Source organism: Pseudomonas sp. S60 (genome assembly GCF_016647865.1).
Taxonomy (GTDB): Bacteria; Pseudomonadota; Gammaproteobacteria; order Pseudomonadales; family Pseudomonadaceae; genus Aquipseudomonas; species Aquipseudomonas parafulva.
The window spans coordinates 1-25,972 of the sequence record NZ_JACVVH010000006.1; the positions used below are offsets into that span (position 1 = coordinate 1).

The 25,972-nt window shown below is 61.7% G+C and carries 23 protein-coding genes; 11 read left to right on the forward strand and 12 right to left on the reverse strand.

The window, feature by feature from the left end:
- Positions 1 to 83: 83 nt before the first annotated feature.
- The 3 genes from IAE33_RS04430 to dprA all read right to left on the reverse strand — a co-directional run bounded on the left by IAE33_RS04430 (position 84) and on the right by dprA (position 2,450).
- Positions 84 to 392 carry a hypothetical protein gene (locus IAE33_RS04430; RefSeq protein ID WP_201162476.1) on the reverse strand — a complete coding sequence of 103 codons (309 nt, stop codon included), beginning with the start codon at positions 390 to 392 and terminating at the stop codon, positions 84 to 86.
- Positions 393 to 752: 360 nt separating this feature from the next.
- Positions 753 to 1,310 carry an L-threonylcarbamoyladenylate synthase gene (locus IAE33_RS04435; protein ID WP_201162477.1) on the reverse strand — a complete coding sequence of 186 codons (558 nt, stop codon included), beginning with the start codon at positions 1,308 to 1,310 and terminating at the stop codon, positions 753 to 755.
- Between the two features lie 42 nt (positions 1,311 to 1,352).
- Entirely contained in the window at positions 1,353 to 2,450 is a 1,098-nt protein-coding gene (dprA, locus tag IAE33_RS04440; protein WP_201162479.1) for a DNA-processing protein DprA, read from the reverse strand.
- Positions 2,451 to 2,656: 206 nt separating this feature from the next.
- Here dprA and def point away from each other — a divergent pair, with 206 nt between their 5' ends.
- The 5 genes from def to IAE33_RS04465 are packed head-to-tail and all read left to right on the forward strand — an operon-like array spanning position 2,657 to position 7,185.
- On the forward strand, positions 2,657 to 3,163 hold the full coding sequence (def, locus tag IAE33_RS04445) for a peptide deformylase (protein ID WP_028633176.1): 507 nt from the start codon (positions 2,657 to 2,659) through the stop codon (positions 3,161 to 3,163).
- Positions 3,164 to 3,222: 59 nt separating this feature from the next.
- Positions 3,223 to 4,155: a methionyl-tRNA formyltransferase gene (gene fmt / locus IAE33_RS04450; protein WP_201162481.1), complete on the forward strand. Its 933-nt coding sequence runs from the start codon at positions 3,223 to 3,225 to the stop codon at positions 4,153 to 4,155.
- On the forward strand, positions 4,152 to 5,462 hold the full coding sequence (gene rsmB / locus IAE33_RS04455; protein WP_201162483.1) for a 16S rRNA (cytosine(967)-C(5))-methyltransferase RsmB: 1,311 nt from the start codon (positions 4,152 to 4,154) through the stop codon (positions 5,460 to 5,462). The genes fmt and rsmB overlap by 4 nt, the downstream gene beginning before the upstream one ends.
- Positions 5,463 to 5,485: 23 nt before the next feature.
- Complete coding sequence (gene trkA, locus IAE33_RS04460; protein WP_060480975.1) at positions 5,486 to 6,859, forward strand: Trk system potassium transporter TrkA; 1,374 nt, start codon at positions 5,486 to 5,488, stop codon at positions 6,857 to 6,859.
- Positions 6,860 to 6,870: 11 nt separating this feature from the next.
- Positions 6,871 to 7,185, forward strand: coding sequence for a tetratricopeptide repeat protein (locus tag IAE33_RS04465; RefSeq protein ID WP_201162485.1), 315 nt, complete (start codon positions 6,871 to 6,873; stop codon positions 7,183 to 7,185).
- Positions 7,186 to 7,290: 105 nt separating this feature from the next.
- Here IAE33_RS04465 and IAE33_RS04470 read toward each other — a convergent pair whose 3' ends face one another.
- Positions 7,291 to 8,178: a lysophospholipid acyltransferase gene (locus tag IAE33_RS04470; RefSeq protein ID WP_028633181.1), complete on the reverse strand. Its 888-nt coding sequence runs from the start codon at positions 8,176 to 8,178 to the stop codon at positions 7,291 to 7,293.
- A 41-nt stretch (positions 8,179 to 8,219) separates the two neighbouring features.
- Positions 8,220 to 8,771, reverse strand: coding sequence for a DNA-3-methyladenine glycosylase I (locus tag IAE33_RS04475; RefSeq protein WP_201162487.1), 552 nt, complete (start codon positions 8,769 to 8,771; stop codon positions 8,220 to 8,222).
- A gap of 83 nt (positions 8,772 to 8,854) precedes the next feature.
- Between IAE33_RS04475 and glyQ the strand changes: the two genes are divergently transcribed.
- From glyQ to IAE33_RS04495, 4 genes are read left to right on the forward strand one after another with little or no spacing between them, the layout of a single operon-like run.
- Positions 8,855 to 9,802 carry a glycine--tRNA ligase subunit alpha gene (gene glyQ, locus IAE33_RS04480; protein WP_028633183.1) on the forward strand — a complete coding sequence of 316 codons (948 nt, stop codon included), beginning with the start codon at positions 8,855 to 8,857 and terminating at the stop codon, positions 9,800 to 9,802.
- On the forward strand, positions 9,799 to 11,853 hold the full coding sequence (gene glyS / locus IAE33_RS04485) for a glycine--tRNA ligase subunit beta (protein ID WP_201162489.1): 2,055 nt from the start codon (positions 9,799 to 9,801) through the stop codon (positions 11,851 to 11,853). Before glyQ ends, glyS begins: the two co-directional genes overlap by 4 nt.
- 3 nt (positions 11,854 to 11,856) lie before the next feature.
- The gene (gene gmhB, locus IAE33_RS04490; RefSeq protein WP_028633185.1) at positions 11,857 to 12,384 is read left to right on the forward strand and encodes a D-glycero-beta-D-manno-heptose 1,7-bisphosphate 7-phosphatase; all 528 of its coding nucleotides are present in this window, start codon (positions 11,857 to 11,859) and stop codon (positions 12,382 to 12,384) included.
- A 46-nt stretch (positions 12,385 to 12,430) separates the two neighbouring features.
- A complete protein-coding gene (locus IAE33_RS04495; protein WP_201162491.1) occupies positions 12,431 to 13,219 on the forward strand; it encodes a lysophospholipid acyltransferase family protein in 789 nt (262 codons plus the stop codon).
- Positions 13,220 to 13,424: 205 nt separating this feature from the next.
- Here IAE33_RS04495 and IAE33_RS04500 read toward each other — a convergent pair whose 3' ends face one another.
- Both IAE33_RS04500 and IAE33_RS04505 read right to left on the reverse strand, forming a co-directional pair.
- Entirely contained in the window at positions 13,425 to 15,044 is a 1,620-nt protein-coding gene (locus IAE33_RS04500) for an MFS transporter (protein WP_028633187.1), read from the reverse strand.
- Positions 15,045 to 15,142: 98 nt separating this feature from the next.
- On the reverse strand, positions 15,143 to 16,789 hold the full coding sequence (locus IAE33_RS04505; protein WP_201162493.1) for a GMC family oxidoreductase: 1,647 nt from the start codon (positions 16,787 to 16,789) through the stop codon (positions 15,143 to 15,145).
- 159 nt (positions 16,790 to 16,948) lie between these two features.
- On the opposite strand from IAE33_RS04505, the gene IAE33_RS04510 reads away from it, so the two are divergent.
- Entirely contained in the window at positions 16,949 to 17,836 is an 888-nt protein-coding gene (locus tag IAE33_RS04510; protein WP_060480971.1) for a LysR family transcriptional regulator, read from the forward strand.
- Here the strand turns inward: IAE33_RS04510 and IAE33_RS04515 are convergent.
- The 3 genes from IAE33_RS04515 to IAE33_RS04525 are packed head-to-tail and all read right to left on the reverse strand — an operon-like array spanning position 17,825 to position 20,834.
- Complete coding sequence (locus tag IAE33_RS04515) at positions 17,825 to 18,643, reverse strand: sulfite exporter TauE/SafE family protein (protein ID WP_201162495.1); 819 nt, start codon at positions 18,641 to 18,643, stop codon at positions 17,825 to 17,827. The two genes, IAE33_RS04510 and IAE33_RS04515, sit on opposite strands and share 12 nt — an antisense overlap.
- The gene (locus tag IAE33_RS04520; protein WP_201162497.1) at positions 18,640 to 19,911 is read right to left on the reverse strand and encodes an NAD(P)/FAD-dependent oxidoreductase; all 1,272 of its coding nucleotides are present in this window, start codon (positions 19,909 to 19,911) and stop codon (positions 18,640 to 18,642) included. The genes IAE33_RS04515 and IAE33_RS04520 overlap by 4 nt, the downstream gene beginning before the upstream one ends.
- Before the next feature lie 38 nt (positions 19,912 to 19,949).
- A complete protein-coding gene (locus IAE33_RS04525; protein ID WP_201162499.1) occupies positions 19,950 to 20,834 on the reverse strand; it encodes an MBL fold metallo-hydrolase in 885 nt (294 codons plus the stop codon).
- Positions 20,835 to 21,055: 221 nt separating this feature from the next.
- Here IAE33_RS04525 and IAE33_RS04530 point away from each other — a divergent pair, with 221 nt between their 5' ends.
- Positions 21,056 to 22,363 carry a sigma-54 interaction domain-containing protein gene (locus IAE33_RS04530; protein WP_201162501.1) on the forward strand — a complete coding sequence of 436 codons (1,308 nt, stop codon included), beginning with the start codon at positions 21,056 to 21,058 and terminating at the stop codon, positions 22,361 to 22,363.
- Between the two features lie 78 nt (positions 22,364 to 22,441).
- Here the strand turns inward: IAE33_RS04530 and gyrB are convergent, their stop codons facing one another.
- Entirely contained in the window at positions 22,442 to 24,862 is a 2,421-nt protein-coding gene (gyrB, locus tag IAE33_RS04535) for a DNA topoisomerase (ATP-hydrolyzing) subunit B (RefSeq protein ID WP_201162503.1), read from the reverse strand.
- 4 nt (positions 24,863 to 24,866) lie between these two features.
- Positions 24,867 to 25,970: a DNA replication/repair protein RecF gene (recF, locus tag IAE33_RS04540; RefSeq protein ID WP_060480966.1), complete on the reverse strand. Its 1,104-nt coding sequence runs from the start codon at positions 25,968 to 25,970 to the stop codon at positions 24,867 to 24,869.
- Positions 25,971 to 25,972 lie beyond the last annotated feature (2 nt).

The following is a 25,972-nucleotide window of genomic DNA, read 5'->3' on the forward strand; positions in this document are numbered from 1 at the left end:
GCGAGCGCAGCTCGCGATGCGCCGCGCGGGCGGCGCTCGGTCTTACAGGCGAAACCATCATCAAGGCGTGCACCTGTATGCCCTCACTCCCTCTCTCGTAAACCCGTCGGCGACTCGATGCCATCGAGGATCGCCTCGATTACTCCCTCTGCCATTTCAATCGCATGCAGGTTCGCCCAGAACAGGCCTCGGCCCTCTTCGCGCAGGTAATCCAAGGCTTTGTAGCCGGTTTCATAGGCGCCGCGCAGGTACAGGGCTACATGAACCAGGGCGTCTTCGGCAGAGATATTGGGGTTTACGGTGAAGAGGTGGTCATGGCCGGCGTCGCAGCGGCCAAATGCGTGGGTGGAGGTGCAGGGGAGGGGTGGATCGGGGACAATCTTCTTACTCATGGGAATTCACCTGATCAAGGCGGCCGCTCAATCCGTTACCACACGAAAAGGGTGGCAGCTGCACGCGGGGTGGTAAACCGGACGAACCCCAAATCCGGCAGGCCCGAAAGCCTCCCGCGCACAGCCGCCATGGCTGCCATTCAGAATTCGCACATCCGGGTTACCACACCCGATCGCCAAGTTATTCGGCGACAGCTGAAGCCTATGGGTGACGGTTCCCACTGAAAAGGTGATGGCAGGGGACGCGGGTCGTAGGGTATTTCCTAAATGGCTAGCCGGACAGCCATTCTGGTAAGAATCAGAAAACCCTGGCGATCGATCTCACAGGCGAAAACACCATCAAACCGGGCACCTCCGGCATCACCCCGGCCGAACAACTTCCCCGGTCGCCAGATTACGAATCACACTCGGGTTCTTCCGCCCCCCCAACGCACCACCCAGCACCAGGTCCAGCTGGCCGTGGAAATATTGCTCCACCCGCAACCGGGTTTTCGCGGCCGGGCGCCCGCCAGGGTTGCAGGAAGTGGAGATAAAAGGCCCGACCAACGCGCACAATTCACGTACTACCGGGTGGTCGCTGACCCGCAGGGCAACGGTGTCGTGCTGGCCCGTCACCCACTCGGGTAGCAGGTCCTGATGGGGCACCAGCCAGGTGTTGGGCCCAGGCCAGGTACTGGCCATTCGGTCAATCCAGTCTTCAGGAAAGTCTTCGAACAGAAAATCGAACTGGCGGATGTTGTCGGCGATCAGGATCAGCCCTTTATCCACAGGCCGTGACTTGAGCGCCAGCAGGCGATACACCGCGTGCTCGTTCCACGGGTCGCAGCCCAGGCCCCAGACCGCCTCCGTCGGGTAGGCGATCACTGCGCCCGCCCGGATCTCACGTGCGGCTTGTTGCACACGAAAACTGCTCACCATTGATGTTTCTCCACCTAGGAACCTTGCTTGCGAGCAGTGTACTTAGCCCACGCGGGCAAACCAACGCCCGGCTTGATTGCTGACCCGTCCCTGCAGCTCCAGTTCGGTAAGCTGCGCCAGCACATCGGCCAGGGCCTGCTCGCTGCAATGGGCCAAGCTTTCGGTGGTTTGCGGGGCGGCGTGCAGCAATGCCAGCAGCGGGTGGTCGAATGCGTCCGTCACTGCCGGTGGCAGGTTCTGCCAGCCTTTGAGGCTGTCCATGATCTGCTCCACGTTCTCCACCAACAGCGCGCCGTCGCGAATCAGCTGATGGCAGCCCTTGGCACCGGGGTGGTGAATCGACCCCGGTATGGCGTACACCTCCCGCCCCTGTTCCGCGGCAAGGCGGGCGGTGATCAGCGAGCCGCTGGCCAGGCTGGCCTCCACCACCAGTACCCCCAACGACAAACCGCTGATGATGCGGTTGTGGCGGGGAAAGTTGCCGGGCTGTGGCCCGGCGTCCAGGGGGTACTCAGAAACCAGTGCACTGCCGCCCTCAATCATCGCCTGTGCCAACTGTACGTGCCGCTGTGGATAAAGTTTTTGCAAGCCCGTGCCCAGTACCCCGATAGTGGCGCCCCCGGCCTGCAACGCAGCCCGATGAGCGGCACCGTCGATGCCAACGGCCAACCCGCTGGTAATCACAAAACCTGCCTGCGCCAGGTACCTGGAAAAGGCCCCCGCCGTATCCACAGCAGGGGGCGTGGCACGGCGGCTGCCCACAATCGCCAGCTGTGGGCGGCTGAGCAAACATGGGTTTCCAGCGACAAAAAGCAGCGGCGGGGCATCGTCGATTTCGGCTAGCAGCGGCGGATAACCATCGCCATCCCACATCAGCAAATGCTGCCCAGGCCGCTCCAGCCACGCCATTGCGGCATGTGCGCCCTCGCGCACTTCGGCACTGCGCCTGGCGTCGATGCTGGCTTGGGGGATGCCCAGTGAACGCCAGGCAGAGCCCGGCGCACTCAAGGCGCAGGAGGCACTGCCGAATGCGTCGAGCAGGGTTTTGAAGCGGCGCAGCCCTGTATCGGGCAAGCGATGCAGGCGCAACCGCGCCTCGAGCTCGGCGGGTGGGCAGAGCGGAGAATGGCAAACTGGCATAGGGATCGTCCTTGATCTGAATCAGGTTATCTACCCACCACAACCTGTGGATAACTCTGTGGGTAATACTTTGAAAAGCTGTCCATTGGCTGGGGGCTATCGAGCCAATAGTCACCCTAGTCGAGCTTGCCAGGTGCCGAAATCCGCGTTTCCCTTTATTATGTGTGCTCAGTTTTCAACCAAACGCACAGTGACTGCCTGACCTTATGGCCATTCTGAACATTCTCGAATTTCCGGACCCGCGCCTGCGCACCATCGCCAAACCGGTGACGGCGTTCGACGACGCCCTGCGCCAGCTGATCGATGACATGTTTGAAACCATGTACGAAGCCCCTGGCATCGGCCTGGCTGCCACCCAAGTCAACGTGCACCAGCAGGTGGTGGTGATGGACCTCAGCGAAGACCGCAGCGAACCGCGCGTCTTCATCAACCCGTCGGTCGAGGAACTGACCCACGACATGGGCCAGTACCAGGAAGGCTGCCTGTCGGTCCCGGGCTTCTACGAGAACGTCGACCGCCCGCTGCGGGTGCGCATCAAGGCGCAGGACCGGGACGGCAAACCGTTCGAGCTGGAGTGCGAAGGCCTGCTGGCGGTCTGCGTACAGCATGAATTCGATCACCTCAACGGCAAGCTGTTCGTTGACTACCTGTCGCAGCTCAAGCGCGACCGGATCAAGAAAAAGCTCGAAAAACAGCACCGCCAGCAGGCCTGACCCCCACCTTGCAGAAGGCTTGCTCCGGCAAGCCTTTTTCTTTTTGAAGCGAGAACTCCATGCGCATCGTCTTTGCAGGCACTCCCGAGTTTGCTGCCGAACACCTCAAGGCCCTGCTCGACAGCCCGTACGAGATCGTGGCCGTCTACACCCAACCTGACCGCCCTGCAGGCCGTGGGCAGAAACTGATGCCCAGCGCGGTGAAGGCGCTGGCCGTGGCCCATGACATCCCGGTGTTCCAGCCGCCGACGCTGCGCAATGCCGAGGCCCAGGCCGAGCTGGCAGCACTGAAGCCCGACCTGATGGTAGTGGTTGCCTATGGCCTGATCCTGCCGCAGGCCGTGCTCGATATTCCGCGCCTGGGCTGCATCAACAGCCACGCCTCGCTGCTGCCACGTTGGCGCGGTGCAGCGCCAATCCAGCGCGCCGTGGAAGCCGGCGATGCCGAAAGCGGCGTGACCGTGATGCGCATGGAGGCCGGCCTGGACACCGGGCCAATGCTGCTTAAGGTCGCCACCCCGATCAGCCCTGAAGACACCGGCGGCAGCTTGCATGACCGCCTGGCCGAGATGGGCCCGCCTGCCGTGATTCAGGCCATTGCCGGGCTGGCCGACGGTTCGCTGCAGGGTGAAGTGCAGAACGATGCACAGGCCACCTACGCGCACAAGCTGAACAAGGACGAAGCGCGTATCGACTGGCACCGCCCAGCCGTCGAGCTGGAGCGCCTGGTGCGCGCTTTCAACCCTTGGCCGGTGTGCCACAGCACCCTGGATGGTGAAAGCCTCAAGGTGCTGGCCGCCAATTTATCCACAGGCCAGGGCAACCCGGGCGAGATCCTGTCCGCCAGCAAGGATGGCCTCGTCGTTGCGTGCGGTGACCAGGCCCTGAGCCTGACCCGCGTACAGCTGCCGGGTGGCAAGGCCTTGAAATTCAGCGACCTGTTCAACAGCCGCCGCGAGAAGTTCGCCGCCGGCAAGGTGCTGGGCCAATGAACCCTCGCCTCGCCGCCGCCCGTGCGCTGGCCGCTGTACTCAGCGGCAAGGCTTCGCTCAACAGCTCACTGCCGGCCCAGCTGGACAAGGTGGATGAGCGCGACCGCGGGTTGACTCAGGACCTGGCATTCGGCACCGCACGCTGGCAGCCCAGGCTGGAACTGCTGGCCGCCCAGTTGCTGCAAAAGCCCTTCAAGGCCGCCGATGCCGATGTGCAGGCCCTGTTGCTGGTGGGCCTGTATCAGCTGTTCCATACCCGTATTCCCGCCCACGCAGCCATTGGCGAAACCGTTGGCTGCGCCGACAAGCTGAAAAAGCCTTGGGCCAAGGCACTGCTCAATGCCGTGCTGCGCCGGGCACAGCGCGAAGGTGAAGCACTGCTGGCTGACATGCAGCGCGACCCGGTGGTACGTACCGCGCACCCGCGCTGGTTGCAAAAGGCCCTGAAGGCCTTCTGGCCTGAGCAATGGGAAGCCATCTGCGCCGCCAACAACGCCCACCCGCCGATGATCCTGCGGGTCAACCGCCGCCACCACAGCCGCGACGCGTACCTGGCATTGCTGGGTGAAGCTGGCATCAGCGCCAGCCCTTGCGTGTACAGCCGTGACGGTATCGTGCTGGCCGAAGCGTGCGACGTGCTCAGCCTGCCAGGCTTCGCCGAGGGCTGGGTGAGCGTACAGGACGAAGCCGCACAGCTGGCCGCCGACCTGCTGGAACTGGCCCCTGGCCAGCGCGTGCTCGATGCCTGCTGCGCTCCGGGCGGCAAGACGTGCCACCTGCTGGAAGCCGAGGCCGGGCTGGGCCACGTGGTAGCCGTCGATCTGGAAGCCAAGCGCCTGACGCGCGTGCGCGAAAACCTCGAGCGCCTGCAACTGCAGGCCGAGCTGATCGCCTGCGATGCCCGCGACACGGCTAGTTGGTGGGACGGCAAGCCGTTCCAGCGCATCTTGCTGGATGCACCGTGCTCGGCCACCGGCGTGATCCGCCGCCACCCGGACATCAAGCTCACCCGCCAGGCCGATGACATTTCGGCGCTGGCCGCCTTGCAAGGCGAGCTGCTCGACGCCTTGTGGCCCACCCTGGAAGTGGGGGGCATGCTGTTGTACGCCACCTGCTCCAGCTTGCCGACCGAGAACACCGAGGTAATCGACGCCTTCCTGGCGCGTACCCCGGGTGCCCGCGAGCTGGACCTGGCCACCGAAGCCGGCCTGCGCCAGCCACACGGCCGCCAGTTGCTGGCCCAGGAAGGCGGCCACGATGGCTTCTACTATGCCAAGCTGATCAAGATCGCCGCCGCGCGCGGTTAAGCCCAACGGGTAGGGAGTAGCGGATGAAGATCATCATCCTCGGCGCTGGCCAGGTAGGCGGTACCCTGGCCGAGCACCTGGCCAGCGAGGCCAACGACATCACCGTGGTGGACACCGACGGTGACCGCCTGCGCGACCTGGGCGACCGCCTGGACATCCGCACCGTACAGGGCCGCGGCTCGCTGCCCACGGTGCTGCGCCAGGCTGGCGCCGACGATGCCGACATGCTGGTGGCGGTCACCAACAGCGACGAAACCAACATGGTGGCGTGCCAGGTGGCCTACTCGCTGTTCCACACCCCCACCAAGATCGCCCGGGTGCGTGAAACGGCTTACCTCACCCGCGAAGAGTTGTTCGACAACGACCACATCCCGGTGGATGTGCTGATCAGCCCCGAACAGGTGGTTACCAACTACATCAAGCGCCTGATCGAGCACCCAGGCTCCCTGCAGGTGATCGACTTCGCCGAAGGCAAAGCGCAGTTAGTCGCAGTGAAGGCCTACTACGGCGGGCCGCTGGTAGGCCAGCAACTGCGCCAGATTCGCGCCCACATGCCCAGCGTCGACACCCGGGTGGCGGCCATCTTCCGCCGCGACCGGCCGATCACACCGCGAGGCGATACGGTGATCGAGGCCGACGACGAGGTGTTCTTCATTGCCGCGAAAAAAGACATTCGCGCCGTGATGGGCGAGCTGCGTCGTATCGATGAAACCAACAAGCGCGTGGTCATTGCGGGCGGCGGGCAGATTGGCGAGCGCCTGGCCGAGGCCATCGAAAGCCGTTACCAGGTGAAGATCATCGAGATGAACCCGGCCCGCTGCCGGTACCTGTCCGACAACCTGGAAAGCACCGTGGTACTGCAGGGCAGCGCCTCTGACAAAGACCTGATGCTGGAAGAAAACATCGCCGATGCGGATATTTTCCTGGCCCTGACCAACGACGACGAAGCCAACATCATGTCGTCGCTGCTGGCCAAGCGCCTGGGCGCGCGCAAGGTGATGACCATCATCAACAACCCGGCCTACGTCGACCTGGTGCAGGGCGGTGAAATCGACATCGCCATCAGCCCGCAGCTGGCCACCATCGGCACCTTGCTGGCCCATGTGCGCCGGGGCGACATCGTCAGCGTACACTCCCTGCGCCGTGGCGCTGCCGAGGCCATCGAGGCGGTGGCCCATGGTGATTCCAAATCGAGCAAGGTGGTTGGCAAGGCCATCGAAGCCATCGATCTGCCGCCCGGTACCACCATTGGCGCCATCATCCGTGACGAAGGCGTGCTCATTGCCCATGACGCGACGGTGATCGAGTCCGGGGACCATGTGATCCTGTTCGTTGTGGATAAAAAGCATATTCGCGATGTGGAGAAGCTGTTCCACGTCGGCTTGAGTTTCTTCTAGGAGCAGGGCGCATGCGTGAGTCACTGGAAAAGATGCTGGCCAAGGGTGTGGATAACCCGCTGCTGAGGTTTGGCCTGGGCAAAGCCTGGCTGGATGAAGGCAACGGCGCAGAGGCGGCCGTGCACCTGGCGCGGTGTGTGCAGCAGGACCCGAAGTACTCCGCAGCCTGGAAGCTGCTGGGCAAGGCGTACCAGTTGCAGGGCGACCTGCCGGCGGCGCGCAAGGCCTGGGAGGACGGGATGGTGGCGGCACAGGCCCATGGGGACAAGCAGGCCGAGAAAGAGATGACGGTGTTCCTGAAGAAACTCGATAAAGCAGCGGGTTAACGCGGCCCCAGTGGGAGCGGGTTCACCCGCGAATGCGTCGGTGAAGCCAACATTGCATTCGCGGGTAAACCCGCTCCCACTGGGTATCGGCTACAGCAGGCTGGCTCAATACCAGCGCGGTTCGCCTTCCGGGCGCTTCTTGAAGCGCTTCATGCTCCACATGTACTGGCTGGGGTACTCGCGCACATAACGCTCCACCACCTTGCTCATCGCCGCCGCCGACACGTTCACATCGGTGCTGTACATGTCCTGCGGGGCTGCCTCCAGGAACACCTTGAAGCCCGAGCCGTCAGGCAGGCGCAGCGCATGCAGGAACACCCCCACCGCCTTGCCGCCGGCCAGCATGTTCGGCACAAACTTGCTGGTCAGCGCCTGGGTGCCGAGAAACGGCACGAACACACCTGCCGATTCCGCAGGCTCCGGGTCGGCCGGGATGCCTACCTGGCCGCCACGGCGCACTTCCTTGATCACGCTCAGGATGCCTTCCTTGGTTGACGGCGCCACGCGGTTGCCCATCTGCACCCGTTGCTCGCGCAGCAGGTCGTCCACCGCCTTGAGCTTGGGCGGCCGATAGAAAATGATCGGTTTGCACTGGTTGCAATAGAAGTGGTTGAGCACCTCCCAGTTGCCCAGGTGGCTGGTGATGCCAACCACCCCTTTGCCCGAAGCCAGGGCCTGCTGCAGTACTTCCAGGCCATGCACCTCTTTCACCAGGTCCAGGGAGCGCTGCGGTGGCCAGATCCATGCACAGGCGCTTTCGACGAAGGACTTGCCGATGTCACGCAGTGCCTGGCCAACCAGTTGCTCACGGGCAACCGGGTCCATTTCCGGGAAGCATTTGGCCAGGTTGATGCGCACCACGTTGCGCGAACCGTTGGGCACTTTCCACATCAGCCAGCCGATACCAGCGCCCACGCGCTGCACGGCGCCCCAGGGCAGCTTGGCGAACAGGCGCAGCACCCCGACCATCAGGGCGCCCTTGAACTTTTCCACAGGCTAATTCCTTATTTCAGCAAGGCGCGCATTGTAACCCTTCAGCGGCACAAGGCGGGGTAGCGATCACAGTCGGTGGTGTGGTCCATGACCATGCCAGTGGCCTGCATGAAGGCGTAACAGATGGTGGGCCCGACAAACGTGAAGCCGGCTTTCTGCAGCGCCTTGCTCATCGCTTTTGCCTCCTCGGTCACGGCAGGTATGTCGCTGCGCCCGGTGAAATGGTTGATTCTCGGTTCACCGCCCACGAACGACCATAGCCATTGGCCGGGGTTATCCACAGCCAGCCAGGCCTGAGCGTTGCGCCGGGCGGCCTTGAGCTTGAGGCGGTTACGAATGATGCCGGCGTCCTGCATCAGTACTTCGATGCGGTCGTCGTCCATGGCCGCCAGTTTCACCGGGTCGAAGCCATACAGCACCTCGCGGTAACGCTCGCGCTTGCGCAGCACGGTGATCCACGAAAGGCCAGCCTGGAACCCTTCGAGCAAAAGCATCTCGAAGAGCAACGCCGGGTCACGCTGGGGTGTCCCCCATTCCTGGTCGTGGTAGGCCTGGTACAACGGGTCGTCGGTACACCAAAAGCAGCGTGGCATAAGGCTCCAATGAGTAGAGGGCGAGGCGAATCAGGTTATACTCCCGCTCTTTACATCCGCATCCCCAGATACAGGTGAATTTCGTGAGCCAGCCTACGCCAGCCGTGCGTACCTTCCAAGACCTGATCCTCGCCCTGCAGAACTACTGGGCCGAGCAAGGTTGTGTGGTGCTTCAGCCCTACGATATGGAAGTAGGCGCCGGCACTTTCCACACCGCCACGTTCCTGCGCGCCATCGGCCCAGAAACCTGGAACGCCGCCTACGTGCAGCCTAGCCGTCGCCCTGCCGACGGGCGGTATGGCGAGAACCCCAACCGCCTGCAGCACTACTACCAGTTCCAGGTAGTGCTCAAGCCAAACCCGGCCAACTTCCAGGAGCTGTACCTCGGCTCGCTGAAAGCCATCGGCCTGGACCCGCTGGTGCACGACATCCGCTTCGTCGAGGACAACTGGGAATCGCCAACCCTCGGCGCCTGGGGCCTGGGCTGGGAAATCTGGCTCAACGGCATGGAAGTCACCCAGTTCACCTACTTCCAGCAGGTAGGCGGCATAGAGTGCTACCCGGTTACCGGTGAAATCACCTACGGCCTCGAGCGCCTGGCCATGTACATCCAGGGTGTGGATTCGGTGTACGACCTGGTCTGGGCCGACGGCCCGTTCGGCAAGGTCAGCTACGGCGACGTGTTCCACCAGAACGAAGTGGAGCAGTCCACCTACAACTTCGAACACGCCAATGTGGAAAAACTGTTCGAGCTGTTCGACTTCTACGAAAGCGAAGCCAACCGCCTGATCAAGCTGGAGCTGCCGCTGCCGACCTACGAAATGGTGCTGAAGGCTTCTCACACCTTCAACCTGCTGGACGCCCGCCGCGCCATCTCGGTGACCGAGCGCCAGCGCTACATCCTGCGTGTGCGTACCCTGGCCCGGGACGTGGCGCAAAGCTATCTGCAAGCCCGCGCACGCCTGGGCTTCCCGATGGCCACCCCTGAACTGCGTGACGAAGTGTTGGCTAAGCTGGAGGCTGCACAATGAGTGCTCAAGATTTCCTGGTAGAACTGGGCACCGAAGAGCTGCCACCCAAGGCCCTCGCCAGCCTGGGCGAGGCGTTTCTGGCAGGCATCGAAAAGGGCCTGCAGGCCGCCGGCCTGAACTACACCGGCAAGTCCATGTACGCCGCGCCGCGCCGCCTGGCCGTGCTGATTCGCCAGCTGGACGTGCAGCAGCCCGACCGCAGCATCAACATCGACGGCCCGCCCCTGCAGGCAGCGTTCAACGCCGAAGGCGAACCTACCCAGGCCGCCCTGGGCTTTGCCAAGAAGTGCGGCGTGGAGCTGGCCGATATCGACCAGAGCGGCCCGAAACTGCGCTTCTCCCAGCACATCCCGGGCAAGGCGACCGCAGGCCTGCTGCCGACCATCGTCGAAGATTCGCTCAACGACCTGCCCATTCCCAAGCGCATGCGCTGGGCGGCAAGCCGTGAAGAGTTCGTGCGCCCAACCCAGTGGCTGGTGATGCTGCTGGGCGATCAGGTGGTCGACTGCACCATCCTGTCGCAAAAAGCTGGCCGTGATTCCCGTGGCCACCGCTTCCATCACCCGGAAAACGTCGCCATCACTGCCCCGGCCAACTACGTCGAAGACCTGCGCAAGGCCCATGTGCTGGCAGACTTCGCCGAGCGTCGCGACCTGATCGCCAAGCGCACCGCCGAATTGGCCATGCAGCAGGAAGGCACTGCCATCGTGCCGCCGGCACTGCTGGACGAAGTGACCGCGCTGGTCGAGTGGCCTGTGCCACTGGTGTGCTCGTTCGAGGAACGCTTCCTCGAAGTGCCCCAGGAAGCACTGATTACCACCATGCAGGACAACCAGAAGTATTTCTGCCTGCTGGACAGCGAAGGCAAGTTGCTGCCGCGCTTCATCACCGTGGCCAACGTCGAGAGCCGTGACCCCAAGCAGATCGTGCAGGGTAACGAAAAAGTGGTCCGCCCACGCCTGACCGACGCTGAGTTCTTCTTCAAGCAGGACAAGAAGCAGCCGCTGGAAACCTTCAACGAACGCCTCAAGAACGTGGTATTCCAGGCCCAGCTGGGTACGGTCTACGACAAGGCCGAGCGCGTTTCCAAACTGGCAGCCTTCATTGCCCCGCTGATCGGTGGCGATGCCCAGCGCGCTGGCCGTGCCGGGCTGCTGTCCAAGTGCGACCTGGCCACCGAAATGGTCGGCGAGTTCCCCGAGATGCAGGGCGTTGCCGGCTACTACTACGCACTCAACGACGGTGAGCCACAAGACGTCGCCTTGGCACTGAACGAGCAGTACATGCCCCGCGGCGCGGGTGCCGAGCTGCCGCAGACTCTCACCGGTGCTGCCGTGGCCATCGCCGACAAGCTCGACACGCTGGTGGGTATCTTCGGTATCGGCATGCTGCCCACCGGCAGCAAAGACCCGTACGCCCTGCGCCGTGCAGCGCTGGGTGTGCTGCGTATTCTGATCGAAAAACAGCTGGACCTGGACCTGACCGGTGCAGTGCAGTTCGCGGTCAAGCAGTACGGCGCCAAGGTCAAAACTGCCGGGCTGGCCGAACAGGTACTGGAATTCATCTTCGACCGCCTGCGTGCGCGCTACGAAGATGAAGGCATCGATGTTGCCACTTACCTCTCGGTACGCGCCCTGCAGCCAGGTTCGGCCTTGGACTTCGACCAGCGCGTCCAAGCCGTGCAGGCGTTCCGCAAGTTGCCCGAAGCCGAAGCACTGGCTGCCGTCAACAAGCGTGTGTCGAACCTGCTGAGCAAGGCCGAAGGCGCCATCGCCGAACAGGTCGAGCCCAAGTACTTCGACAACGCCAACGAGTTCTCCCTGTACTCGGCCATCCAGCAGGCCGACCAGGCCGTGCAACCGATGGCTGCAGCGCGCCAGTACAGCGAGTCGCTGGCCCGCCTGGCGGCCCTGCGTGATCCGGTCGACGCCTTCTTCGAGGCGGTCATGGTGAATGCCGAAGATGCCAAGGTGCGTGCCAACCGATATGCCCTGCTCAGCCGCCTGCGCGGTCTGTTCCTGGGCGTGGCTGATATTTCGCTGCTGGGGTAAGCCGTGAAGCTGCTGATACTCGATCGTGACGGGGTGATCAACCATGACTCCGACGCCTACATCAAGACGCTGGACGAGTGGGTACCCATCCCAGGCTCGATCGAGGCGATCGCGCAGCTGAGCAAGGCGGGCTGGACGGTGGCCGTGGCCACCAACCAGTCCGGTATCGCCCGTGGCTATTACACCGTCGCCACCCTCGAGGCCATGCACGCGCGCCTGCGCGCGCTGGTGGCCGAGCAGGGTGGCGGGGTGGGCCACATTGTTTATTGCCCGCACGGGCCCGACGAGGGTTGCGACTGCCGCAAACCCAGGCCGGGCATGCTGCGGGCCATCGCCAGCCACTACAAGGCCGACCTTCAGGGCGTGTGGTTCGTTGGCGACAGCACCGGTGACCTTCAGGCCGCGCTGGCCGTGGGTGCCCAACCTGTGCTGGTGAAAACCGGCAAAGGTGAACGAACCCTGGCGAAGGGCGTTCCAGAATCCACCTTGATTTTCGACGACCTGGCGGCTATCGCCAGAGAACTAATCTAAACAGTGCGCCGCCAGGCGCATTTTCATGCAGCGGGCAGGCCCCGCAATGGTACAAACCACTATGTCGATCCTGCAGGCGATCAGAGTCTTTCTTTTTTACCTGCTGCTGGGCACCAGTTCGTTGCTGTGGTGCTCGCTGAGCTTCTTCATCGCGCCGTTTCTGTCGTTCCCCAAGCGCTACCGGTTCATCAACGTGTATTGGTGCCGCTGCGCGGTGTTCCTCGCCCGCGTGATGGTTGGTATCGATTACAAGATCACAGGCGCCGAGAACGTGCCGGCTGTGCCCTGCGTGATCCTGTCGAACCACCAGAGCACCTGGGAGACGTTTTTCCTGTCCCAGTATTTTTCGCCCCTGAGCCAGGTGCTCAAGCGCGAGCTGTTGTACGTGCCGTTCTTTGGCTGGGCCATGGCCATGCTTAGGCCCATCGCAATCAACCGCGACAACCCCAAGGAAGCGTTGCGGCAGGTCGCCAGCAAAGGCGATGAATTGCTCAAGCAGAAAACCTGGGTGCTGATTTTCCCGGAGGGTACGCGTGTGCCGTTTGGCACCGTCGGCAAATTCTCCCGGGGAGGTACAGCCTTGGCAGTCAATGCTGGGTTGCCGGTACTGCCGATTGCCCACAACGCAGGTAAATACTGGCCCAAGACAGGCTGGGGCAAACGTGCTGGCACCATCGAGGTGGTGATTGGCGAGCCCATGTATGCCAACGGCACGGGCCCGCGAGCCATTGCGGAGCTGAACGACCGCGCCGCTGCCTGGAACGAAGCGACGCAACGTGCGCTGGGATCGCTGCCGCCTGTTGAGGAAAACGCTCAGGTAAACAGTGCCTCCTGATCTGTGGATAACGTGTGTGCAATTTATGGATCAATTGCAAGAAATCAAACCTAACTAACTGAATTAATTACATATTTCCTTGTATGGTTTTTTCGCGAAAATCGTGCATAAGTTTTTTTAGGGCATAAAAAAACTGGCCGTTAGGTCCTGGGCCAGTTTGAGGTGACAGGGGCTGCGCTGCAGCCCCCACTTAGTGTGGTCGGCTTCACACCTTGTCGATATCTACATCCTTGGTCTCTTTCAGGCAGAAGATCCCCACCACCAGGCTGATGCCAGTAATCAGCACTGGGTACCACAGCCCATAGAAGATATCGCCGGTATACACCACCAACGCAAACGAAACCGTCGGCAGAAACCCGCCGAACCAGCCGTTGCCAATGTGGTAGGGCAGCGACATCGAGGTGTAGCGGATGCGGGTGGGGAACAGTTCCACCATCACGGCGGCCAGCGGGCCATAGGTCATGGTAGCGATCAGGATCATGGCTACGATCAACACCACCACCATCACCTGGTTCACCTGAGCAGGGTCAGCCTTGGCAGGGTAACCCGCTTGTTCAACGGCGGCGCGCATGGCCGTTTCATCATAGCCATTGATGGTCTTGTCACCGATGTTCACCACCACGTCACTACCGGCCACTGCCACAGAGCTGTAGGGCAGGCCCTGTTTCACCAGAAATGTCTTGACCTTGTCGCAGGGGCTGTCGAAGCGTGCCTTGCCCACAGGGTCGAACTGGAAGGTACAGCCTTTAGGGTCTGCGGTCACAACGATCGGCGCCTGTCGGCTGGCGTTGTCGATCTGGGGGTTGGCGTAAAAGCTCAAGGCTTTGAACAGCGGGAAGTACAGCACCGTGGCCAGCAGCAACCCAAGCATCAGGATGGGTTTACGGCCGATTCTGTCCGACAGCCAGCCGAAGAACACGAAGAAGGGCGCGCCAATCACCACGCTGATGATCAGCAGGGTATTGGCCTGGGCAGCGTCCATCTTCAGCATCTGGGTCATGAAGAACAGCACGTAGAACTGCGCTGTATAGAACGTAACCGCCTGCCCGGCGTTGATGCTGAACAGCGCCGTGAGTACCACTTTAAGGTTGGGCCAGGACGTGAACGATTCACGAATAGGCGACTTGCTGACCTTGCCCTGGGCCTTCATTTTCACGAACGCAGGCGACTCGTGCATGCTCATGCGGATCCAGGTAGAAATGCCCAGCAGCACGATCGACAGCAGGAACGGCAAGCGCCAGCCCCAGGTTTCGAACTGGTCGCCACTGATGTACCGGCTACCCAGCACCACCAGCAATGACAGCAACAGGCCGAGGGTGGCCGTGGACTGAATGAACCCGGTATGGAAACCGCGCTTGCCGGGCGGTGCATGCTCGGCTACATAAGTGGCCGCGCCCCCGTACTCACCACCCAGGGCCAGCCCCTGAAGCATGCGCAACACCACCAAAATGATGGGCGCGGCGATACCGATACTGGCGTAGGTGGGCAACAGCCCCACGGCGAAGGTGGACAGCCCCATCAGCACGATGGTGATCAGGAAGGTGTACTTGCGGCCGATCATGTCACCTAGCCGGCCAAACACCAGTGCCCCGAAGGGCCGCACAAGGAAGCCTGCAGCAAATGCCATGAGGGCAAAGATGAAGGCGGTGGTGTCGTTGACGCCGGCGAAAAACTGCTTGCTGATGACGGCTGCCAGCGCGCCATAGAGAAAAAAGTCATACCACTCGAAAACCGTCCCGAGGGATGACGCGAAAATGATCTTGCGTTCTTCACGACGGCTGGGGCTGCTGGCCGGCGCGTCCTGCTCTTGAATGTAGTCCGACATCGTTGCTGTCCTCGGCCCGCAGGGCCACAGTGATTATTCTTGTTGTTCCACTGTCGGCAGCTTTCGACCGCAAGCTACCGGTGTTGCACGCACCCTGGTCAGGGCGTCGGTAGTGCGTTTTCGCTCACGTAGGTTGGGGTATTGGCTCCTTTGAGAATCATCTGCGCCGCTTTCTCGGCGATCATCAAGGTGGGTGAGCAGGTATTGCCGGAGGTGATCTGCGGCATGATCGAGGCATCCGCCACACGCAGCCCGGGGATGCCATGCACACGCAGCTGGTTATCCACAACGTCCAGCGTGCCACTGCCCATGCGGCAGGTGCCGCTGGGGTGGAAGATGGTGGTGCCGATCTTGCCAGCCGCCTCGAACAAGTCTGCTTCGCTGTGCAGTGCCGCACCTGGCAGGTATTCCTTCGGCGCGAAGGCGGCGAGGGCAGGGGCCTGAACGATACGGCGGGTAAGGCGAATGGCTTCGGCAGCCACGCGCAGGTCCTGCGGGTCGCTGAGGTAATTGGGGTCGATCAGCGGTGCACTGTTCATGTCCGTGTCACGGATATCGATACGGCCACGGCTGGCCGGGCGCAGGTTGCACACCGAAGCGGTAAAAGCGGGGAATGTGTGCAGAGGCTCGCCGAAGCGTTCCAGTGATAAAGGCTGTACATGGTATTGCAGGTTGGCACTGGCCTGCTGCGCGTTCGACCTCACAAACGCCCCCAGCTGGCTGGGGGCCATGGCCAGCGGGCCGCTGCGATCGTAAAGGTAACGCAGGCCCATGCCCATCTTGCCCCACAGGCTGTTGGCCATCTGGTTGAGGGTATGGGTGTTGCCGATCTGATAGATCAGGCGCAGTTGCAGGTGGTCCTGCAGGTTGCCGCCAACGCCAGGCATGGCATGGCGCACACCGATGCCCAGGCGGGTCAGCAACTGGCTCGGGCCCACCCCGGAGCGCTGCAGGATACCGGGTGAACCCACCGCCCCCGCACACAGAATGATTTCACGGCGCGCCGCAAACTCGTGCCAACCACCTTGCCAGAACGCCTTCACCGCCCGCGCGCGGGTATTGTTCAGCAGTACCTGGTCCACCTGCACACCGGTCAGCACCGTCAAGTTCGGCCGGTGCCGGATCGGGCGCAAGAATGCCTTGGCAGCATTCCAGCGCACACCACTGCGCTGGTTCACCTGAAAATATCCACAGCCTTCGTTGTCGCCTGTATTGAAGTCATCCACCTTGCCGATGCCAACCTGCTCAGCGGCATCGCGGAAGGCGTCGAGGATCGGCCAGCTGTAGCGCTGGCGCTCTACCCGCCACTCGCCGCTGGCGCCGTGGAACTCACTGGCGCCAGCGAAGTGGCTTTCACTGGCCTTGAACAGCGGCAGTACATCTTTCCAGGCCCAGCCTGCATTGCCTTGCTCGGCCCAACCGTCATAGTCGGCGGCCTGGCCGCGCATGTAGATCATGCCATTGATGGAGGAACAGCCACCCAGCACCTTGCCCCGAGGGTAACCCAATGCTCGGCCAGCCAGCCCTGGCTGGGCTTCGGTCTTGAAGCACCAGTCGGTGCGCGGGTTGCCGATGCAGTAAAGGTAGCCGACGGGAATATGAATCCAGGGGTAGTTGTCACGGCCCCCGGCCTCCAACAGCAGAACACGGCTGGAAGGGTCGGCAGACAGCCGGTTGGCAAGCAGGCAACCCGCAGGGCCAGCGCCCACGACCACGTAGTCAAAGGCAGAATCGGTTGATGGCATTGGCGACCTCTAAACCGTTTTTATTCTTGTCGTGATCCAGCTTAGTGAGTAATTTCGTGGAATAAAGACGAGATTTCGCGCAGCCGCTGTGCGTTTTAGCACAACGGTAACCATGGCAACGCCCAGGCTGAGTGGGCGTTCGAACGTACAGGGATCGGCATGTTCGACTGGAACGATTTGCGGTTTTTCCTGGAGTTGCAGCGCAGTGGCCGCCTGCTGACGGCAGCCAAGCGGCTTAACACCACCCACAGCACCGTCGCCAGGCACATCGAGAGCATCGAGCAGAGCCTGGGCACCGCGTTGTTTGTCCAGCATGCCCAAGGCTATGAACTGACCCCGTCGGGGCATGCGCTGCTCAAGCATGCCGAGGCCATGGAAAACGTCGCACTGCTGGCGCAGGAAGAAATCACCCAGGCCATTGCCCCCCTTGGCAAGATTCGTCTGGGGGTAACCGAGGGCATCGGCATCATGTTCTTCACGCCACGCATGAACGCCCTGTTCGAACGCTACCCAGGCCTTGAGGTTGAGTTGGTGGCGGTACCGCGCTTTGTGAGCATCTTGAACCGCGAGGCCGAAATCAGTATTCACCTGGAGCGGCCCAGCGCCGATCTGCTGATTACCCGCAAACTCACCGACTACCGCCTGGCACTGTACGCAAGCCAGGCCTACCTGGACCGCTCGGCGCCGTTGAGCACCCGCGAAGACCTGGCCCGGCATAGCTGGATCGGGTATGTGGACGATCTGTTGTTCAGCCAGGAACTGCTGTTTCTCAACAGCTTTTGCCGTTCACCTAACGTGGTGTTTCGCAGCACCAGCGTGATCGCCCAGCAGGTGGCGGCGCGGGCCGGGCTGGGCATCGCCGTACTGCCCAACTACATGGCCCGCCATGATCCAACCCTGGTGCGCGTACTGCCGGGCGAAACCATCCAGCGCAGCTACTGGATTTGTACACGCCGCGAACTGCACAAGTCGGTGCGCTTGCGGGTGGTCTGGGACTACCTGCTGGCATTGTGCGCTGCAGAGCAGGACGAACTGCTAGCCCAGTAACGCCTTGCCCATCAGCATCAACGCTGCGGCCCAACCGGCTAGCGCAAACAGTTGCTGCAAGCGCGGCCCCGCCAGCCTTGCTGCCAGGGGCCGCGCCATTAACAACCCGATCACTGCCCCCAAGGCAAACGGTGCGCCCACCTGCCAGTGCATCACACCTGCCAGGGTGGCGCTGATAACGCTGCCAGCCGATACCAGCGCGATCACCGCCAGCGATGTTGAAACGATGCTGGCCATGCGCAGGTTGGTATAGCGGTTCAGGGCAGGGATGATGACAAAACCACCGCCCACACCCAGCAGCCCTGAAAGCAGACCAGACAACGCCCCCGTGCCGGCGAGCGCCCGTGCGCAGGGCAGCGTCCAGCGCAGCCGGCCCTGCAGCGGGTTGAGCACACAGGGCTCGATCAGCCGGTGTGCACCCGCGGTTTCACCCTTCAGCTCGCGGGCAGCCTTGCGCCAGATCCGCAGGCAGGCGTAGACCAGCACGCCGCCGAACAGCAACTGCAGTGGGGTGTTGGGTAAGTGATGGGCCAGCATGAGCCCCAATGGTGCGAACAGCACGCCCACCGCTGCGATGAGCAATGCCGCACGGTAGCGCACTACCCCTTGGCGCAAGCCAATAATGGCCCCCACAGCTGCTGCCAACCCAACCGCCAGCAGGCCGATGGGGGCAGCTTCAACCATTGTCAGCCCCAGGCCGAACACCAGCAGAGGCACAGCAAGAATACCGCCCCCGGCACCGGTCAGTGCCAGCACCGCACCAATGATCGCGCCCAGGCCTGCGCCCAGCAGCTGATGCTCGATCACTGCGCGCCCTCGGTGGCCAGTGGTGCCGGCCGGGCTAACCATTCGCGCCCTTTGAGCATGCCTTGCCAATACAACGGTGGCAGTACACGGGCCTTGAGCAACCAGGCCAGGCGGGTCGGCTGCCGGCCGTCGAGTAGCCAGGTGGGGAAGCTGGGCGCCAGCTTGCCGCCGTAGGTGAATTCAGCCAGCACAATCTTCCCGCGCTCGACGGTGAGCGGGCATGAGCCATAACCATCATACCTGGCCAGGCCCGTGCGCCTGCCCAACGCTACCAGCACATTGTTGGCGACCACCGGTGCCTGCTTGCGGGCGGCGGCAGCAGTCTTGGCATTGGTGGTGTTGGCGACGTCGCCCAGGGCATGCACATTGGCGTAAGCGCGATGGCGCAGGCTATGGGGGTCTACATCCACCCAACCGTTGCTGTCAGCCAGGGGGCTGTTGCGAATGAAGTCCGGGGCCACTTGTGGCGGCACCACATGCAGCATGTCGAAAGGTTCGGTGTGGCGCTCGCTGCTGCCATCAGGCAGTGTTCGCACGAATGTGGCGCGTTTGTTCGGGCCATCCACAGCTACCAGACGCTGGGAGAAATGCAGGTCGACGTCGTATTTCTCAATGTACTTCATGAGCGCAGGCACATAGTCAGGCACACCGAACAGTACGCCGCCGGCGTTGTAGAAACTCGCCTTGATCGCGCCCAACCGGCCGTGACGCAGCCAGTGGTCGCACGACAGGTACAACGCCTTTTGCGGCGCGCCGGCACACTTGATCGGCATGGGCGGTTGGCAGAACAGCGCGCGGCCCTGCTTGAGGTTTTGTACCAGCTCCCACGTGTAAGGTGCCAGGTCGTAGCGGTAGTTGGAGGTGACGCCATTGCGGCCAAGGGTGTCTTCAAGGCCATCGATGGCGGCCCAGTCCAGCTTGAGCCCGGGGCACACCACCAGTTGCTCGTAGCTGATGGTCCGCTCGCCCTCCAGCACCACGTGCCGGCTAACCGGGTCGAAGCCCGTGACCCGGGCTTGCAGCCAGCGCACGCCGCGAGGGATGGTGGACGCCATGGTGTGGGCAGTACTGGGTGCATCGAATACACCGGCACCGACCATGGTCCAGCCTGGCTGGTAGTAATGCACCTCGGCAGGGTCGATCAACGCCACATCCAGCGACGGGTCGCGGCTGATAAGGCTCGAGGCAGTGGCGATGCCGGCGGCACCGGCGCCGACAATCAGCACCTGATGGTGTGTGCAGGTGGCAGGGGACAACAAGGCAGGCATGGCAATCAATCCTGAATTCTGGTTATGGGGCAAAGCGGTTACAGGGCGTTGATCGGGATTTTCAGGTACCGCACGCCGTTGTCTTCCGGCGCGGGTAACTGGCCGCTGCGCATGTTCACCTGCACCGACGGCAAGATCAGCACAGGCATATCCAGGGTTTTGTCTCGCGCTTCGCGCATGGCAACGAAGCTGTCTTCGTCGATACCCTGGTGAATATGGATGTTGTGGGCCCGCTGTTCGGCTACGGTGGTGACATACCGCAGAGCCCGGCCCTCAGGCAGGTAGTCGTGGCACATGAACAAACGGGTGGTGTCGGGGAAGGCCAGCAGGCGGCGAATCGAGCGATACAGCGTGCGTGCATCGGCGCCAGGGAAATCGCAACGGGCGGTGCCGTAGTCCGGCATGAACAGGGTGTCCCCCACAAACAGTACTGTCTCGCCGGCATCCTCGATCATGAAGCTCATGCAGGCGGGTGTATGACCCGGTGTGTGCAGGGCCCGGGCATGCAGGTTGCCAATGCGAAACCCTTCTTCATCCTCCAGCAGGGCATCGAACTGGCTACCGTCCCGGGCAAAGCCGGGCTCCGCGTTGAACAGGGCACCAAACACTTTCTGCACCTGGGTGATGTGCGCGCCGATGGCCGTACAACCACCCAACTTGCTTTTCAGGTAGGCCGCTGCCGAAAGGTGGTCTGCATGCACATGGGTTTCAAGCACCCACTGCACCTTGGCATCGAGTGCTTCGACCCGCGCGATCAACTGGTCCGCAGAAGCAGTGCTGGTGCGGCCAGCCTTGGGGTCGTAGTCCAGCACGCTGTCGATCAGTGCGCACTGGCGCGTCTCGCGGTCCATCACCAGATAACTGATGGTCGAGGTTGCCTTGTCAAAGAAGGCTTCCACTTGAAGGTTGTTACCGATGATCATCACGTTCTCCAATTGTCCACCGGGCTCGTACGGACACGGGTGGTAGGGGAAGGGTTATCAAGATGCATGCCAGGCGCCTTTAAGCGAATACTGGCTGCTTCAGGGCAGGTGTCATTGGCCTCGTCACCCTTTGGCAGCCGAAATGGCAGGCTGGCTGTCAGCCGATGGCAGTGTTTGGCAGTCCTTGTTACCCTCGACCGGGTTATCAGACCGGTGCCGTCATGCCTGAACCACATCCGCTTATTCTGGCCTTGGTGTCTTACCTGGAACACGATGCGCTGCCCACCATCGTCCTGGACACCGACTACAACATCCTGGCCGCCAATGCTGCCTACCGCCGTCAGTTTGGCCGCGACGACCAGGCGCCGCTGGGCGAGAAATGTCACAAGGTATCTCACCACTATGCAGTGCCCTGCGATCAAGCCGGTGAGCACTGCCCCCTGCGCAAAGCCTGGGGGAGCAAGCAGCCTGAGCGCGTCCTGCACATTCACCACACGCCACGGGGCCCGGAGCATGTGGATGTAGAGCTGCGGCCGATTCTCGACGAGCAGGGCAGGGTGGTAGCGTTTGTCGAGCGTCTCACCAGCATAGCCCTCGCCTCGGCGCAGCCCCAGGAGCAGGGGCTTGTCGGCCGGGCGCCGGCCTTCAAGGCTGCCCTTGCCAGCCTGCAACGTGCAGCGCCAGCGCAGATCCCGGTCTTGCTGCAGGGCGAGTCGGGCACCGGCAAGGAGCTTTTTGCCCGCGCCGTGCATATGGGCAGCCCGAGAGCTAACGGCCCGTTGGTAGTAGTCGACTGCACGGGCCTGACCGATTCACTGTTCGAGAGTGAGTTGTTCGGCTACGAGAAGGGCGCATTCACCGGGGCAAATCAGCGCAAGATTGGCCTGGCCGAAGCGGCCCATGGCGGCACGCTATTCCTGGACGAAATCGGGGAAGTACCGTTGCCGATGCAGGTGAAGCTGTTGCGGCTGATCGAGACAGGCAGCTTTCGCCCGGTGGGCAGCCTGCGTACGGTGCACTCTGATTTCCGCCTGGTGTCGGCCACGCACAAACCGCTCAAGCAGATGGTGGCTGACGGCACATTCAGGGAAGACCTGTACTACCGCATCAGCGGCTTCCCCATTCGCCTGCCGGCACTGAGGGAGCGGGTAGAGGATCTGCCCCTGCTGACCGAGAGCTTGTTAAAACGCATGGCAGGTACATCCACTGCCAGCGTGGATGAGGCGGCATTGCAGCAACTGGCGCTGCATCCATTCCCCGGCAATATCCGTGAGCTGCGCAATATTCTGGAGCGGGCGAGGTTGTTTGCTGATGACGGCGTGATCAAGCCTGAGCATTTACCGGAAGACGTTGGCGCGAACATCGGCACCGGAACTCGGGATGGGAGTGGGGCTGGCCAGTTGGGAAATTTGGCACAGGCGCTGGCGCACTTCAACGGCTCGCGCAGCGAACTGGCACGGCACCTTGGCGTGAGCGAACGCACGCTGTATCGACGGTTGAAGGCGCAGGGGGTTAACCCCGCGACGTGACCTGTTATCTGTCTTTTATTCAAATAGCAAAAAGCCCGCCGAAGCGGGCTTTTTGCTGCGGGGCAATTTACAACCCGATCAGAAATCCAGGTTGGAAACCGACAGCGCGTTGCTCTCGATGAAGTCACGGCGTGGCTCGACCGCATCACCCATCAGGGTGTTGAAGATCTGGTCAGCCGCAATGGCATCTTCGATGGTGACCTTCAGCATCCGGCGCACCGTTGGGTCCATTGTGGTTTCCCACAGTTGGTCCGGGTTCATCTCGCCCAGGCCTTTGTATCGCTGAATGGTATGGCGCTTGGTGGTCTCGTTCATCAGCCAGTCCAGGCCTTCCTTGAACTCGACGATGGCTTTGCGGCGTTCGCCACGCTGCACGTAGGCGCCTTCACCCAGCAAGCTGGACAACTTGCTACCCACGTTGACCACCGTGCGGTAGTCATTGCTACCGAAGAAGTCACGGTTGAAGGTGATATAGCTGGCCAGGCCGTGGGAGATGATTTCCACTTCCGGCAGCCACACGTTACGTTCCTTGTCTTCGCGCAGGCTGGCTTTGTAGGCAAGGCCAGACTTCTGCGTGTTATCCAGACGCGCCTGGAACTGGGCCAGCCAGGCTTGCATGACGGCGTGATCACCCAGCTGTTCCAGGGTGACTTCCGGCAGGTAGATGAAGTGCTCGGTCAGCTCTTCCGGGTACAGGCGCGACAGGCGCTTGAGCGTCTTCATGACACTGCGGAACTCATTGACCAGTGCCTCAAGCTGCACACCCGATACCGCAGGCGCGGACTCGTCCAGGTGCAGGCTGGCGTCTTCAAGGGCAGACTGGGTCATGTATTCTTCCATGGCCTCGTCGTCCTTGATGTACTGCTCTTGCTTGCCACGCTTAACTTTATACAGCGGTGGTTGAGCGATGTAGATGTAGCCACGCTCTACCAACTCTGGCAATTGGCGGAAGAAGAAAGTCAGCAGCAGCGTACGGATGTGCGAACCGTCGACGTCAGCATCGGTCATGATGATGATGTTGTGGTAACGCAGCTTCTCGATGTTGTACTCATCGCGGCCGATACCGCAGCCCAGCGCGGTGATCAGCGTACCCACTTCCTGGGACGAGATCATCTTGTCGAACCGCGCCTTCTCGACGTTCAGGATCTTGCCCTTCAGCGGCAGAATGGCTTGAGTACGACGGTTACGGCCTTGCTTGGCCGAGCCACCTGCGGAGTCACCCTCCACCAGGTACAGTTCGGAGAGGGCAGGGTCCTTCTCCTGGCAGTCAGCCAGTTTGCCCGGCAAGCCGGCAATGTCCAGCGCACCTTTGCGGCGGGTCATCTCGCGCGCTTTGCGGGCAGCTTCACGGGCACGGGCGGCATCGATCATCTTGCCGACGACGGCCTTGGCCTCGTTGGGGTTTTCCAGCAGGAAGTCGGAGAAGTACTTGTTCATCTCCTGCTCCACGGCGGTTTTCACCTCCGAGGACACCAACTTGTCTTTGGTCTGCGAGCTGAACTTGGGGTCCGGAACCTTGACCGAAATGATTGCGGTCAGGCCTTCACGGGCGTCGTCGCCAGTAGTAGAGACCTTGTTCTTCTTGGCCAGGCCTTCCTGCTCGATGTAGCTGTTCAGGCTACGGGTGAGGGAAGAACGGAAGCCAACCAGGTGTGTGCCACCGTCGCGCTGCGGAATGTTGTTGGTGAAGCACAGCAGGTTTTCGTTGAAGCTGTCGTTCCACTGCAGGGCGACTTCAACACCCACACCGTCCTCGCGCTGCACGCTGAAGTGGAATACCTGGCTGTTCACCGGGGTTTTGTTGGTGTTCAGGTACTCAACAAATGCACGAAGGCCGCCTTCGTATTTGAAGAATTCTTCCTTACCGCTGCGCTCATCTTTCAGCAGGATACCAACGCCCGAGTTGAGGAACGACAACTCACGGATACGTTTGGCCAGGATGTCCCAGCTGAAGTGGATATTCTTGAACGTGTCGGCAGACGGCTTGAAGTGGATATGCGTACCGGTGGTTTCGCTGTCACCGACGATTTCCATTGGCGCTTGGGGTACGCCATGCACGTAGGTCTGTTCCCAGATTTTCCCGCTACGGCGAACGGTCAGCACCAGCTTCTCGGAAAGCGCATTCACTACCGATACCCCTACACCGTGCAGACCGCCGGATACCTTGTAGGAGTTGTCATCGAACTTACCGCCAGCGTGCAGCACGGTCATGATGACCTCAGCAGCGGACACGCCTTCCTCTTTGTGTACATCTACCGGAATACCGCGACCGTTGTCGCGGACACTGATGGACTCGTCCGGGTGGATGATGACGGTGATGTCGTCGCAGTGACCTGCGAGGGCTTCGTCGATGGAGTTGTCGACCACCTCGAAGACCATGTGGTGCAGGCCGCTACCATCATCGGTGTCGCCAATGTACATGCCGGGGCGCTTGCGCACGGCATCCAAACCTTTCAGCACCTTGATGCTGGAGGAGTCGTACGTTTGATTTTCGCTCATGCCTTCACTCCCGATGGTCGTGGGTCTGGGTGATACGGCCTTGTTCCACGTGGAACAAAGCAACTGGCGTTTCCGTCTGCCAGCCTTCCCTCAGTAATTCTTGATCTACACAGGTGATGAATACCTGGCAGCGTAATTCTTCAAGCAAGCGGCACAACGCGCGGCGATGCTGGTCGTCCAGTTCGGATGGCAAGTCATCCACGAGATAGATGCAGGTACCCCGCCGCGCCTGGCTGACCAAGTGGCCTTGGGCAATGCGCAATGCGCATACCACCAGCTTTTGCTGACCACGCGACAGGATATCGGCTGCGTTATTGGCAGCCAGGCGAAGACGCAGATCAGCACGTTGTGGGCCGGCCTGGGTATGGCCCATCTGCTGATCGCGAAGGAGAGAGGAGGCGAGTACTTCTTGGAGTTCCCGGTCCTTGTCCCAGCCTCGATAGTAGCTAAGGGTCAACCCGTCCAACTCAACCAGCTCGCTCAGGGTGTGCTCGAAGACGGGCTTCAAGGCCTTGATATAGTTGCGACGGTATTCATCTATCTCCGCGCTGGCCAGGCATAATTCCCGGTCCCAGGCGGCTTGCGAAGCAGCGTCAAGTGTACCATGCCGCAACCATGAGTTCCGCTGCCGTAGCGCCTTCTGCAGACGCTGCCACGCAGGCATGAACCTAGGTTCCACGTGGAACACTCCCCAATCCAGAAACTGTCTACGGATTTTCGGAGCGCCTTCCAGTAAACGGAAACTGTCGGGGTTGATCAGCTGAAGGGGCAACAACTCCGCGAGTTGAGCAGCACTCCGCGCGTTTTGCCCATCAATTCGTATGGTGAAGTCCCCTTGCCGCTCACGGGATACCCCAAGGTTGCAAGCCCCACCTTCGGCTAGCTCCACCTCACCGAACACGGTACAGGCGGCCTGCTCATACTGGATAACCGGGTTCAAGCGGGTGCTGCGGAACGACCGAGCGAGCCCAAGCAGATGCACGGCTTCCAGCACGCTGGTCTTGCCGCTGCCATTGTCGCCATACAGGATATTGATGCGGGGGGAGGGGGAGAGTGTCACCGGGTGCAAATTGCGCACCGCGGTGACCATGATACGTCGAAGGGACATGT

Bases quoted from the DNA above. Each gene is read 5' to 3' on its own strand.
- IAE33_RS04525 (WP_201162499.1), bottom strand. From the start codon at position 20,834: ATGATCATCGGTAACAACCTTCAAGTGGAAGCCTTCTTTGACAAGGCA.
- def (WP_028633176.1), top strand. From the start codon at position 2,657: ATGGCCATTCTGAACATTCTCGAATTTCCGGACCCGCGCCTGCGCACC.
- IAE33_RS04430 (WP_201162476.1), bottom strand. From the start codon at position 392: ATGAGTAAGAAGATTGTCCCCGATCCACCCCTCCCCTGCACCTCCACC.
- fmt (WP_201162481.1), top strand. From the start codon at position 3,223: ATGCGCATCGTCTTTGCAGGCACTCCCGAGTTTGCTGCCGAACACCTC.
- dprA (WP_201162479.1), bottom strand. From the start codon at position 2,450: ATGCCAGTTTGCCATTCTCCGCTCTGCCCACCCGCCGAGCTCGAGGCG.
- IAE33_RS04520 (WP_201162497.1), bottom strand. From the start codon at position 19,911: ATGCCTGCCTTGTTGTCCCCTGCCACCTGCACACACCATCAGGTGCTG.
- IAE33_RS04465 (WP_201162485.1), top strand. From the start codon at position 6,871: ATGCGTGAGTCACTGGAAAAGATGCTGGCCAAGGGTGTGGATAACCCG.
- IAE33_RS04475 (WP_201162487.1), bottom strand. From the start codon at position 8,771: ATGCCACGCTGCTTTTGGTGTACCGACGACCCGTTGTACCAGGCCTAC.
- IAE33_RS04500 (WP_028633187.1), bottom strand. From the start codon at position 15,044: ATGTCGGACTACATTCAAGAGCAGGACGCGCCGGCCAGCAGCCCCAGC.
- IAE33_RS04510 (WP_060480971.1), top strand. From the start codon at position 16,949: ATGTTCGACTGGAACGATTTGCGGTTTTTCCTGGAGTTGCAGCGCAGT.
- trkA (WP_060480975.1), top strand. From the start codon at position 5,486: ATGAAGATCATCATCCTCGGCGCTGGCCAGGTAGGCGGTACCCTGGCC.
- glyS (WP_201162489.1), top strand. From the start codon at position 9,799: ATGAGTGCTCAAGATTTCCTGGTAGAACTGGGCACCGAAGAGCTGCCA.
- IAE33_RS04505 (WP_201162493.1), bottom strand. From the start codon at position 16,789: ATGCCATCAACCGATTCTGCCTTTGACTACGTGGTCGTGGGCGCTGGC.
- gyrB (WP_201162503.1), bottom strand. From the start codon at position 24,862: ATGAGCGAAAATCAAACGTACGACTCCTCCAGCATCAAGGTGCTGAAA.
- recF (WP_060480966.1), bottom strand. From the start codon at position 25,970: ATGTCCCTTCGACGTATCATGGTCACCGCGGTGCGCAATTTGCACCCG.
- IAE33_RS04495 (WP_201162491.1), top strand. From the start codon at position 12,431: ATGGTACAAACCACTATGTCGATCCTGCAGGCGATCAGAGTCTTTCTT.
- rsmB (WP_201162483.1), top strand. From the start codon at position 4,152: ATGAACCCTCGCCTCGCCGCCGCCCGTGCGCTGGCCGCTGTACTCAGC.
- IAE33_RS04530 (WP_201162501.1), top strand. From the start codon at position 21,056: ATGCCTGAACCACATCCGCTTATTCTGGCCTTGGTGTCTTACCTGGAA.
- IAE33_RS04435 (WP_201162477.1), bottom strand. From the start codon at position 1,310: ATGGTGAGCAGTTTTCGTGTGCAACAAGCCGCACGTGAGATCCGGGCG.